The organism is Pseudalkalibacillus salsuginis (genome assembly GCF_021646685.1).
GTDB lineage: Bacteria > Bacillota > Bacilli > Bacillales > Fictibacillaceae > Pseudalkalibacillus > Pseudalkalibacillus salsuginis.
In genome coordinates, this window is record NZ_JAKJHW010000001.1 from 695,375 (window position 1) to 706,913 (window position 11,539).

General features: G+C 40.3%; 10 protein-coding genes and 1 pseudogene. 2 read left to right on the forward strand and 9 right to left on the reverse strand.

What is annotated here, in order from left to right; all coding sequences use genetic code 11:
- Positions 1–203: 203 nt before the first annotated feature.
- Positions 204–869 carry a DUF421 domain-containing protein gene (locus L1611_RS03500; RefSeq protein ID WP_236311695.1) on the reverse strand — a complete coding sequence of 222 codons (666 nt, stop codon included), beginning with the start codon at positions 867–869 and terminating at the stop codon, positions 204–206.
- Positions 870–1,268: 399 nt separating this feature from the next.
- Between L1611_RS03500 and L1611_RS03505 the strand changes: the two genes are divergently transcribed.
- The gene (locus tag L1611_RS03505) at positions 1,269–1,442 is read left to right on the forward strand and encodes a hypothetical protein (protein ID WP_236311696.1); all 174 of its coding nucleotides are present in this window, start codon (positions 1,269–1,271) and stop codon (positions 1,440–1,442) included.
- A gap of 352 nt (positions 1,443–1,794) precedes the next feature.
- Here L1611_RS03505 and L1611_RS03510 read toward each other — a convergent pair whose 3' ends face one another.
- The 7 genes and pseudogenes from L1611_RS03510 to L1611_RS03535 all read right to left on the reverse strand — a co-directional run bounded on the left by L1611_RS03510 (position 1,795) and on the right by L1611_RS03535 (position 8,211).
- Positions 1,795–2,241, reverse strand: coding sequence for a CHRD domain-containing protein (locus L1611_RS03510; protein ID WP_236311697.1), 447 nt, complete (start codon positions 2,239–2,241; stop codon positions 1,795–1,797).
- Positions 2,242–2,421: 180 nt separating this feature from the next.
- On the reverse strand, positions 2,422–4,011 hold the full coding sequence (locus L1611_RS03515) for a sodium:solute symporter family protein (RefSeq protein ID WP_236311698.1): 1,590 nt from the start codon (positions 4,009–4,011) through the stop codon (positions 2,422–2,424).
- Positions 4,008–4,115 carry a hypothetical protein gene (locus L1611_RS20885; RefSeq protein ID WP_407681700.1) on the reverse strand — a complete coding sequence of 36 codons (108 nt, stop codon included), beginning with the start codon at positions 4,113–4,115 and terminating at the stop codon, positions 4,008–4,010. The genes L1611_RS03515 and L1611_RS20885 overlap by 4 nt, the downstream gene beginning before the upstream one ends.
- Before the next feature lie 241 nt (positions 4,116–4,356).
- Positions 4,357–4,620 carry a hypothetical protein gene (locus L1611_RS03520; protein ID WP_236311699.1) on the reverse strand — a complete coding sequence of 88 codons (264 nt, stop codon included), beginning with the start codon at positions 4,618–4,620 and terminating at the stop codon, positions 4,357–4,359.
- Between the two features lie 128 nt (positions 4,621–4,748).
- Complete coding sequence (locus L1611_RS03525) at positions 4,749–5,414, reverse strand: ribonuclease H family protein (protein ID WP_236311701.1); 666 nt, start codon at positions 5,412–5,414, stop codon at positions 4,749–4,751.
- A gap of 200 nt (positions 5,415–5,614) precedes the next feature.
- Positions 5,615–5,767 (reverse strand): annotated as a pseudogene (locus L1611_RS03530) (transposase); the annotation flags it as partial.
- Positions 5,768–5,871: 104 nt separating this feature from the next.
- Positions 5,872–8,211, reverse strand: coding sequence for a WD40/YVTN/BNR-like repeat-containing protein (locus tag L1611_RS03535; protein WP_236311702.1), 2,340 nt, complete (start codon positions 8,209–8,211; stop codon positions 5,872–5,874).
- 299 nt (positions 8,212–8,510) lie between these two features.
- Between L1611_RS03535 and L1611_RS03540 the strand changes: the two genes are divergently transcribed.
- A complete protein-coding gene (locus tag L1611_RS03540; protein ID WP_236311703.1) occupies positions 8,511–10,397 on the forward strand; it encodes a Xaa-Pro dipeptidyl-peptidase in 1,887 nt (628 codons plus the stop codon).
- Between the two features lie 64 nt (positions 10,398–10,461).
- Here L1611_RS03540 and ccpA read toward each other — a convergent pair whose 3' ends face one another.
- Positions 10,462–11,472, reverse strand: a complete 1,011-nt coding sequence (gene ccpA, locus L1611_RS03545; protein ID WP_236311704.1) for a catabolite control protein A — start codon at positions 11,470–11,472, stop codon at positions 10,462–10,464.
- Positions 11,473–11,539 lie beyond the last annotated feature (67 nt).

Consider the following 11,539-nt stretch of genomic DNA (forward strand, 5'->3'; position numbering starts at 1 on the left):
AAATTTTCAAAGTTAGTCAGAAACTGCTCAATTTCTATGTATTCAAGAAAAATAGGTTACAAACTTTCTTAGATCTCTCCTCCTCATCCCTTTTCCCTCTTGCTTAATACCAATTATTTCAAAATATTGGTTTTAACACAATGATTAATTTCACAAAAAAGAAGCCTTACTTTTAGTACACATAAGCTCCTTTGTAAATTCTTTTAAGGTTTACCCTTATCAATATATAGCGAGTAATCTTTATCATTAACTGAGGCATAAAAAATTTCCTTTAAATCAATCCCTCTTCTTTTAATTTCATGATATAACCATGTTTCATCCCTACTTATCTTTTTTAAATTATGAATTTGTATTTTACCTTCTATAACAACTGCTATAGGAATACCTTTATACTCTGTTTCAATATTAAGATGTTTAGGTGTTATATTTACAACGCTATGATTCGGGAGGATACTTAGTTCTCCATTAGGCTCTAATATGACATATTCAATATCTTCTATATCGGGATATCCAGCAATACGGATCGCGGACAAGAGTTCGACCAAGCTGAATCGAGATTTATCCAATTCTCTTTTTGAAATTTTCCCATGCTTTACTAAGATAGAAGGCTGACCTATAAATAAACGGTTCATTGCTTGCAACAAACTTATTTTAGAGAAAAGAATATAAATTGTAACTACCACCATGATACCAATGATTGCCTGAATCTTTCCATCAATTTTTATCGGGGTCACAGCTAATGTAACAAGGAATACAAGAGCAGCTAAATCAATAGGACTTAATTGGGCTAATGCAGTTTTCCCCATTAACCGTATTGCAAATGTTACAACGACAAATAACAATACCAGTTCGCCTATGAATGAAATCATACTAATATCACCAACTAAATTATTGTTTCTGTATTTTCTTCTTAAGGCTTTTTAATTGAAACCTCTCTAAATGCTTAGGTTTTACCGCTACAAGCATATCCTCTTTGGAGTTGACCACTTTAACGTCTGTTAAGGTATTACGTTAGTGTTTAATCCCGTTTTTCCTGCCGTAGATTTTCCTTTTGAATACATTGTTATTGTTGAGAAAAAGCTAAAATTTATACCAGAAAGTGAAAGACCTAAAATAAATAGCTCATTTAACTTTAAAATGTATTTTGGCTGAGGATGGGAACTACAAAACCATTTTATATACTAGAAAATATTTCAATACATTTACTTTAACTAAAAACCAAAGAATAAAATTGCATTTAGCGATTAATAAAGTAGGAGGTTTATTAAATGACTAGAAGGCAAAACATGTGGATGCCTCTTATTGCAGGGATTGGGATTGGTGCAGTTGCAACAGGGCTAATGAGAGGTCAAGGTGGTAATGTAAAAAGCATGGCACAAAATATTCCTGCTTTAAATCAAATGCAACGTACTACAGGAACTGACGATCTACAAAATCAGTAACCAAAAAACCCCCATCTCCCTGCAGGCGGGGGTTTCCTATATATTTCATTTGCCGTTTCATTGTTACAAGTATTGTTAAAATAACATAATAGCGAAGCAATCTGTTTTGCCTTTATTCTTATAGTACTATATTCTGTTTTGGCATTCCTGCATTGTTCTTACCAGGTCACTTACCGTAAAGCATTAACATACGTGCTATAAAGTGAAAACGACCCGTGGTCACATTCGAGCCGTTTTTTAATGTCATTTATTCATTATGCAACCGAAAAACAGAATCATTTTATTTAGCAAGGTTGTATTTTCTTATCAAGAAGAGAGTTAAATTTAAATTGGAAGAAACAGCTTGTCCGAATCAGGACAAAAAGGGATTTTTTCGAACACGTTTGATTTGCCCCCGGATTTCGCCTTCGGGATTTTGTTCCGTATGGACATTGACATAAGTGAGTCCCTCACACATGAGTTCAATCAAATCATTCACATTTCTCACACCAATATCATTACTTACGATATCCTCGTTGGTAATGATACCTGTGACAGTCCCTCGTTTAGTTGTGAGGCCATTCTGTTCTTCAAGTGTGGCAAGGTCTGCCCCGAATAAGAAAACGAGTACTGGACCGTTCTGACCACGAGCACCAAAGTGGATATGAGCTTGTACAAGATTCCGTATATCCTTCACTTGCAGAAAGAACCTGATCTGGCCACGTCTTGTATTTGTAACGAATTTCGCAATACCGAAAGCCTCGGTATTGACTGGAGGAACCTCGTTTTCACCTTTTAATCTAGCAATGAATTCACCCATTCTATCACCTCCTTATAAAAGAAGCTATAGTATTGTATTCTTGGGCGATAGATTCGGTGTATAGATGGAAGTCCCGATTTTGATAGAATGGGTTTGGCGTACACTTTATTATATTATTGTCTAATTTTATTCTTACCAAGATAAGAAAAAGCCCTTCAAAAGAAAGAAGGACTTTTGCTGTTAAAGAGCTGTCTTGTGTTGTTCTCTGTATTTGCTTTTCACTTTTGAACTTTTTCCAAGAAAACTTAACACGACGAACACGATGGTCGACAAAGGCAGGGCATAAAAGAGCGGATCGACATGTGTCCAAGGAAACGCCAGCAAGGTTTCTTTTCCAAACATTGCTTTTGAGATTCCAAAAGCTGCTGCCTCTTTCTGGTGTAAAAAGATAAATCCTAGAATACTGACTGCAAATCCTGTAATAATACTATAGGTCGCACCCGCTCTTGTCGCACCTTTCCAAAACAAAGCCCCCATCAAGGCAGGCAAGAACGCTGCCCCGCATATCCCGAACCAAAATGCTGTTGCTGTTGCTATGACTCCTGCTGGCATGATATAACCGAGAATGACCGCTGCAATGACTCCAAGGATAACCCCGATACGTGATAAATCCATTTTCATTCCGAAGAAACTGTTCACACCAAGTGTTTTCAAAATATCCTGGCCAAAAGCTGTTGCTTGAACATGGATTAAAGAAGAAACTGTTGAAATCGTAGCCGATAAAAGCGTTAATGTAAATAAGTAAATGAACCAATCTGGCATGAGTGCATTGATGAACTTCGGAATGATCAAATCAGCATTCCCACCAGCCACTGTCAATGCAATTTCACCAGAATTATTAAAGAAGTACAAGTTACTTAATGGACCGATTACAAAAGCAGCACCTGTCATAAAGAAAATGAAAACCCCGCCAACAAGCACAGAGCGATAGAGCGCACGATCATCCTTGACCGTCATACATCTCATTGCTAGCTGTGGCTGGGCAAGAACACCGATTCCAACACCCATGATTATCGTACTTACTACCGTCCACCATAATGGAGACCCGAGTGCAGGCATACTGGTCCAGCCTAGATGCCCTCCCTCGACTAAGGGTGGTGGAACTAGGTCTTTCATTGCTGTCAGTCCGCTATGCCCTTCAATCAAACCTCCGACAGCTTGATAGGTGACGAAAAGGAATATCGCCATACCGACAAGCATGATAACTGCCCCGAAAGCGTCCGTATACATGACAGCCTTGATGCCTCCACTGACTACGTAAAGTGCAATGATCAATGCGAGGATCAATAAAGCAATATTAAAGTTCATTGCAAGTGATTCTTGTAAGAAACGCGCGCCTCCAATCAATACAATACTCGTGTATGCTGGCATCAGAACAAAAATCATTGCCCCAGCAAAAACAGTAATGAAATTCGACTCATATCGCCTACCCAAAAGTGTTGGGAAAGTTGATGCATCAAGCTTGAGTGACAACCTTCTAATTCTGGTCCCGAATATCGCAAATGCGACGAAAATTCCAAGAACGATATTTAAAAATGCCAACCATAACAATCCCATACCGAATACACCAGCAGCTCCACCAAAGCCGACAATCGCAGAGGTGCTAATGAAGGTCGCTCCGTAAGAAAGAGCCATGACAGCCGGGTGGATGTTCCTTCCACCTACGAGGTAATCCGCTTCTGTGGTCGTCTTTTTATAACCATAGTAGGCAAGCCCAGACATTATCCCGATATAGACAATGATGATCGGTATCAATACTGCTAAATTCATTGCTCATCTCCCCCACGATTCCACATTACTGCTCCAAAAACAATACATCCGATTGTTGCCAGTACAGTCGCGATCCATACAAAAGCAACTCCGAAATCTTCCATACCTAACACCTTTACCGCCTCCTATGTATATGTTTTACATCCCTTTCAGCGATAAACGAATTGTAAGCGTATTCATTTTCGGGTAAAACAGCGAACATTGCAATCTTGAAAGGGTTCTCGATATACTTTTCCTCTTAAATTGACAAATTCCTTCCAATGATATATGATTTTTCGAAATTTTATGAACTTTATCCAGCTAAAGATGAAGGGTACTTCTAACTATGTAGAAAAACCCTTCACATTATTGATAGAAAGTTCTAATATTGTTTAAATCTTGTATAAACTGATTGATTTCTTCTTGGTTCAAACGGATCAGCATTTTGTCGTATAACGTGAGCACTAAGCCATCAGAGTCATCCTTATTTTTGTACAGAAAATCATATAAATTATTCAATTGGGTTTCTTTAAGGGTTGATTCTGTGGAGAAGTGTTTGACTTTTTCCAACATGAACTCATTATTTGATTGATCGAAATCTCCTGTTATGATGCTTCCATTTAGTTTCATACCTACACTCCTATAATCTAAAATCTATTTTATAGCTTGTCCTATGTTGGCTCAATATTTTAATAATGCTTATAAAATCAGATACTACTTTTCGGATGGATCTGCTTTTACCTATTTTTGAACCTTCCTTATTTTCGGGGTTTCGTTTCGATTGTACTCTCAATTTCTACTTCTTTTAACGCTTGGGTGGCCAGTTGATCCGCTTCCTTGTTCTTCTTCCTGGAAATTAATTCATATTCTGGTTGGATCCCTAATTGTTTGAGTTTATGTTCAATCCGATCAGCCCATTTTGATAATTCTTCTTCCGTACAAGACCATTCACCATTCAGTTGATTGATAACAACTTGAGAATCTCCAATGAATGTGACGGGCAAGTGGTGTACCTCCAATTGCTCTAATTCCATGAGGCTAAGGTGCAAAGCTGCATATTCTGCCTCATTATTTGTATTAAGTTCTCCTACTACGGCATTTTTTCTAAAACGAAATGATTTCCCATTCTGATCATAATAAACCGCACACCCTAGGCCTGATTTTCTTGTTTCAAGATCGAAACCACCATCAAAATAAACCACCACATTGTGGGGTTCAGTTTCAATCCCCTTCATAAATTCTTTTAGTTCCTTCAATGACCACGAATTTTCATTGTTATCAATAAACTTTAAATTTTTTGATCGTCCCGTCCTCTCCAGATCCTCAGCAATCGTCATCCCTTTCTCAGCATCCATAACCTCTGAACATAGACGCGTCGTTAAACCTTTTGGCGTTTTATATGTAGTTTCAATTCTGATTTTCATAATTGATACCATCCTTCATTCGTATTGAAGACTTTTTATATATCGTATCTTAACAATAAAACCATACAAGTTTCTTAATCATGTCCAACTTAAGATCTTCATCTTCTAAAGTGAAGATAGGGAAAGAGCATAGTTACTCTTTCCCTATTCTGCACAAAAAACTATTTATTAAATAGAATCGGGTAATTTGAAACGTGAACTTTCTTCACCCAATTGGCAATTTGCGCATCACTCTTGATTCCAAATCGTTCACGTAACTGTCGGTAGGACCAGCCCTCCTCAAGCTTTAAACGTACAACTTCCCGTTACAATTCTTCTGTATATTTTGTAAAACGCTGCCCCTTTTTAGCCATAGAAAATCCCCTCCCAGGTAGACTCTTAAGAACATCATATCAAATGCTCTCTTTTTTTCCTGTCTACCTGAAGGGGATAATACCAGATACGTCCTGTTATAATTCTACCAACCTTTTGGTTTCAATTCATATACACCTCTGCCGAATGTTGCTGCGTAGAGGATACCGGATGGCTCATGATATTTCAAGTCAGTAACCGGTACGACAGGGATTCCATTTCCGAAACTGTACCATTTTTTCCCGCTGTTTGGTGACACGAAAACACCAACATCACTAGCTGCATAGAGTATATTTCGTTTTTGGGGATGTACCACCAGATCATTCAGTGGGACATCAGGAAGATTTCCACTTATAGCACTCCAGCTTTTACCCCCGTCCTGGCTTTTGAAGATATGGGCTTCATCATCGCCAGATCGGAAACCGGAAAAAGTGGCATAAACGATTTCTTCATCTTTCGGATCAACCGCTATACGCGTCACCCAACGGTGCGGTAATTGAGGATCCTTGATTTCTTCCCAGTTCTCACCTGAATCCTTTGTAGTCCACACTTTTCCATCATCTGTGCCAGCATATAAGACGCCAGCATTTGATTTTGCTACCGCAAGCGTTGTGATTGTTCCAAACGGATATTGGTCTCGACTTTCAGCATTCGAAAGACTAGGACTGATCGCTTCCCAAGTCTTCCCGCCATCTGTCGAACGATTGACGATATTTCCGCCGTAATACATGATTGATGGATTGTTAGGATCGAATACGACTGGTGTCATCCAGTTTCTGCGCTCCGATACGGTTTTATCCGTAAAATAGGTCATCGTTTCACCGCCGTCTTCAGAACGGGCACAATTTCCATATTGGTAACAAGCATAGACAATGTCTTGATCTTCATAATTGATCAGGTTGACCAAACCGTCACCATAGTAATAGTTGTTCCATCCATCTGCTGACTCTCCCCAAGAACGGATTGAACCGTTATCCTGGGTTCCACCGGATAATCGGGTACGATCCTGACGGCTTACATCTAGTGTATAAAATTGCGTGAAAGGCTCATATTCTGCTTTAATCCACTCTGAAGATACGGATCCATTATCCTCTGACCGGTATACTCCTCCATCGTTTCCAAGATAGACTCGTCCAAGTGACTTCGGATCCCATGCCATCGTATGCTGATCAGCATGTATACTTCCCCTGGATCGGCTCCAGGTCTTACCGCCATCTGTTGATTCCACCAACTGTACTCCTGAGACAAAAATGTGATCACCGTCATTCGGATCTACATAATTACGTCCAAACCACCAGCCGAATGAAGATTGGGAGTTTGCAAGCTGGTCATTACGCGGTTGTTTTTCCCATGAATCTCCTCCATCACTTGAAATATAAAACCCTTCAAAATAACCATCTGTTTGAATCACAGTTGCATAAACCTTTTCCGTATCAGTAGAAGATATCGAAAGGCCGATCCGACCAACCTCTTCTCCTGATGGAAGCCCCTCTTTAAGCTGTGTCCATGTTGCTCCCCCATCTTCAGAACGATAAACTCCGGATCCTTCTCCCCCGTATTTACGTTCATTCGGATAACGGATCCGGTCCCACATGGCGACAAATACACGGTTGGAATTCTCCGGATCAATCGCTATGTCGACTGCACCGGTTGTTTTATTAAAGCCTTCAAGAGAAAGTTTCCAAGTCTCACCGCCATCGTCGGTTACATATAAACCACGTTCTCCGCCATCGTGGAATAATGGACCTGATGCCGCTACCCATACTTTATCCGGATTAGAAGGATCAACAATGATCCGACCGATTGCATTACTGTCTTTTAACCCGATGTATTCCCAATCTTCTCCTCCATTCGAGGATTTATAGACTCCGGTACCTCCATATACAAGACTTCCACCACCAGGATTCGCTTCACCTGTCCCTACATAGAGCGTTCCATCTGGTGTGATGCCGATCGCACCAATGGATTGAACAAGATCATCTTCCCATACTGATTCGAAAGTTTTCCCAGCGTCCGTACTTTTCCAAACGCCTCCAGAGGCAGCTCCTATGTAGATTGTATCTTCATTGTTAGGATCAACCACAAGATCCACAACCCGTCCACCAATGTTGCTTGGTGCATTGAATTTCCAATTCTGATTTAAAGCCCCTGGAGCTTCTTTTGCAGTCGATGCACGGATTTGCTTGGTTTGTTCAAACGCTTTTTGGAAGGCATTGCGAGGGATATCTTCCTCCTCAAAGCCTTTCTGTGTCATAAACCAATCATCACGTTTCCCAGGTCCTTTTTCAGCAAAATCCTCTTCAACTTTTTCCTCAACTTTACCTTCTTGCACTCCAATTGATTCTTCTATATTTGAGGTTGGTTCTGAAGTTTGAAAGAAAATGATTGAAGCTACTAAAATCAAGGCTACCAGAACAGTAGAGAATAAGTAGATTCTTTTTTTCATCAACGGGACTCATCCTTTCATTTTCATAAAGTGACTTTTGGACTGATTTATTTTTTTCCTCCCTTCCTAAAATTGTTTTCAAGATACAAGTATACTAATGACGGAAGGGAAAATTGTCAATATTATTGGAATATTTTGATATTTTGTTCCTACTACAATTCATATTGCTCCACCTGAAGAACTATTTAGAGACACGAAATAATTCAGCCTAAATTACCTTCTATAATTTGACAGATTCCTATAAGGTTGATGGTAAATCTAGTTTTCAAATATAACTATAATAGTTTAGGAGGTTTCCTATGTTCAGGGGAAAATCAAGTTCAAAAATAGCTCTGGCCTTATCCTTTGTTTTAGCCTCTTCTTTTGCCTTGGGGACTGCTACATATGCAACCACTACTGAAAAATCTGTAAATCAACAGCTGTTTTCTGAAGAGAGTTCGCAGCCGATCTACAATTATGAAGATTCAATCAAGGAAACCGTATATGTTGAAACGGCATTAGACAGTGACCGAGATGGGGAAACTGATCTTATCGCGGCAGATATCATTCGGCCAAAAGAAACACAGGAAAGTTTGCGTGTACCAGTCATAATGGATGCAAGCCCCTATTATGAACGACTTGGTCGTGGAAACGAATCCGAAATAAAAGATCCTGATGGGGATGGCACCAATGAAAAATTCCCACTCTTTTATGATAATTATTTTATTCCAAGAGGCTATGCTATCGTACAAGTCGATATGGTGGGAACAAACCATTCAGAAGGCTGCCCGACAACAGGTGGCTATGAAGAAACCGAGGGTATAAAAGCCGTCATCGACTGGTTGAACGGAAGAACAAGTGCTCGGAATAATGACGGGCAAGAGGTTGTTGCTGATTGGTCGACTGGAAAAGTCGGTATGATCGGAAAGTCGTATGATGGTACTTTAGCCAATGGTGTGGCTGCCACCGGGGTAGAGGGCCTGGAGACAATTGTACCGATTGCCGCGATCAGCAGCTGGTACGATTACTACCGTTATGGAGGTATCACATTTTATAATGGCGGGCCATCGTATCTGTCAAGAGTCGTGACAGCTCGTGGAAGTGTCGAAAAGTGTGCTCCAATCCGAGAAGAGTTGGCAGAGGGAGCCGATGATGAATCCGGGGACTATAACTCTTTCTGGAACGAACGTAATTTTGTAAAGGATGCAAAGAATGTAAAGGCCAGTGTATTCGTTGTTCATGGATTGAATGATTATAATGTGAAAGCCAATCACTTCTCCAATTGGTGGGAAGAGCTATCCCGTTATAATGTGCCAAGAAAGCTATGGTTGACACAAACTGGTCATGTCGACCCGTTTGACTTCAGACGGAAAGAATGGGTGAATACACTTCATCGATGGTTCGATTATTGGTTACTCGATATAAACAATGGTATCATGGATGAACCGCTGGTTGACATCGAACGTGCCGCAGACGCATGGGAAACTTACTCTTCATGGCCAGATGCAGATTCTGAACCCGTGAAAATTAGATTTAGACCTGGAAACGAAGAGTTGCCCGGGGCTTTGACTACAGGTCCAGTACAAGGCAATTATTCACAATCTTTCACAGACGACCTGGATCAAGGTAATGATGAGATGGTGGAAGATGAGTTTACGAATAAAGAGAACCGTTTGATTTTCTTATCCCCTGAACTCACCAATAACATACGCATCAGCGGAGTTCCTCAAATGGATATCAGCGCAAAGATTGATAAAGAGAATACGAACCTTACAGCATTGATCGTCGACTACGGAACAGATACACGTGTCGATCATCGAAGCAGGGGGGAAGGCATACGGACGCTTGACCAGGAAAATTGCTGGGGACAAAGCTCTGATGTTGATGATGCATGTTATAAAATTACTGAAAAAACAACCCACGAAGCATCCTATGAAATCGTCACTCAAGGATGGCTTGATGCTCAGAACTGGAAGTCCCTTGACAGTACTGATCTATTGAAACCTGGAAAGAGCTATCGATTCAAGTGGGATGCTCTTCCTGAAGATTATGTATTCAAGCCAGGTCATCGTATAGGGATCATCATTGCTGGAAGTGATGACCGCTGGACGATTCCTGAAGAAAATAATGCTGAAATAGAGATTTCACTAGGGCAAAGCCATATGGTACTACCCGTTGTAGGCGGGAAGAAATCGATTGAATTTTAATTGAAAAGTCTGTCTCATCACAATAAAAAAGCATGCGGTTCATTAGAATCACATGCTTTTTTTTCTATTCTAATGTTGAATCTCTCAGTTGGATTCTATGGGGGAGAATAACGGTTCGGTCTTCCACCTTTTCGTTGTTCATGAATTTTGTCAATAATCTCATTGCGACTGCCCCGATATCGTACATCGGCTGGACTACCGTAGTCAGGGTTGGACGGACCATCGCGGCCAGACGTGTATTGTCAAAGCCGATCACTTCCATGTCTTTTGGAATGTTCAATCCATTATCTTGGGCACCGTGAATGACGCCTAGAGCCATTTCATCAGTACCGACAAAGACTGCACTCGGTTTGTCTTCCAGACTGAGGAATTTTTCAGCTGCTTCTAATCCTGAATCATAGGTATAATCACCAACGTGGACATAGTCCTCATTAAGTGAAAGACCGGACTCCTCCAACGCTCTTCTATATCCTTTAAATTTATATTCGCCATTGATCGGATCTTCAAGTGGTCCAGATACCAATGCGATCTTTTCATTTCCTCTTTCAACCAATAGCTTGATTGCATCATAAACCGCTTCCTGGTAATGGATATTGACAGTTGGAATCTCATCATCCGGACAGACTGTAGCAGCCAGTACGATCGGGACCGGCGAACGTTTAAACTCATCGACATGTTCCTCTGTAATCGTGCCCCCCATGAAGACAATGCCATCAACCTGTTTTCCTAATAAGGTGTTGAGTAAATGTATTTCTTTTTCCTTGTTTTGATCTGAGTTACAAAGAATGATATTGTAATTGTACATTGTAGCAATATCTTCGATTCCTCTTGCCAACTCTGCAAAGAAGATGCTGGCGATATCCGGGATGATGACCCCGACAGTAGTCGTTTTTTTACTTGCTAAACCCCGTGCCACTGCATTTGGACGATATCCTAAATTTTCAATTGCATCCAGTACTTTTTTACGAGTTGCAGGTTTAACGTTTGGATTCCCGTTGACAACACGTGAAACGGTTGCCATTGATACTCCTGCTTCTCTTGCGACATCATAAATGGTAATATTACTGTTATTCATAACGGCCTCCTTTTGCACGTTATTGTTTCCAAACGAATGGTTAGTCCTATTCTTCCTAATAATAATC

Coding starts and splice junctions, on each gene's coding strand:
- L1611_RS03525 (WP_236311701.1), bottom strand. CDS start 5,414: ATGAAAATCAGAATTGAAACTACATATAAAACGCCAAAAGGTTTAACG.
- L1611_RS20885 (WP_407681700.1), bottom strand. CDS start 4,115: ATGGAAGATTTCGGAGTTGCTTTTGTATGGATCGCGACTGTACTGGCA.
- L1611_RS03510 (WP_236311697.1), bottom strand. CDS start 2,241: ATGGGTGAATTCATTGCTAGATTAAAAGGTGAAAACGAGGTTCCTCCA.
- L1611_RS03515 (WP_236311698.1), bottom strand. CDS start 4,011: ATGAATTTAGCAGTATTGATACCGATCATCATTGTCTATATCGGGATA.
- L1611_RS03535 (WP_236311702.1), bottom strand. CDS start 8,211: ATGAAAAAAAGAATCTACTTATTCTCTACTGTTCTGGTAGCCTTGATT.
- L1611_RS03520 (WP_236311699.1), bottom strand. CDS start 4,620: ATGAAACTAAATGGAAGCATCATAACAGGAGATTTCGATCAATCAAAT.
- L1611_RS03540 (WP_236311703.1), top strand. CDS start 8,511: ATGTTCAGGGGAAAATCAAGTTCAAAAATAGCTCTGGCCTTATCCTTT.
- L1611_RS03505 (WP_236311696.1), top strand. CDS start 1,269: ATGACTAGAAGGCAAAACATGTGGATGCCTCTTATTGCAGGGATTGGG.
- ccpA (WP_236311704.1), bottom strand. CDS start 11,472: ATGAATAACAGTAATATTACCATTTATGATGTCGCAAGAGAAGCAGGA.
- L1611_RS03500 (WP_236311695.1), bottom strand. CDS start 869: ATGATTTCATTCATAGGCGAACTGGTATTGTTATTTGTCGTTGTAACA.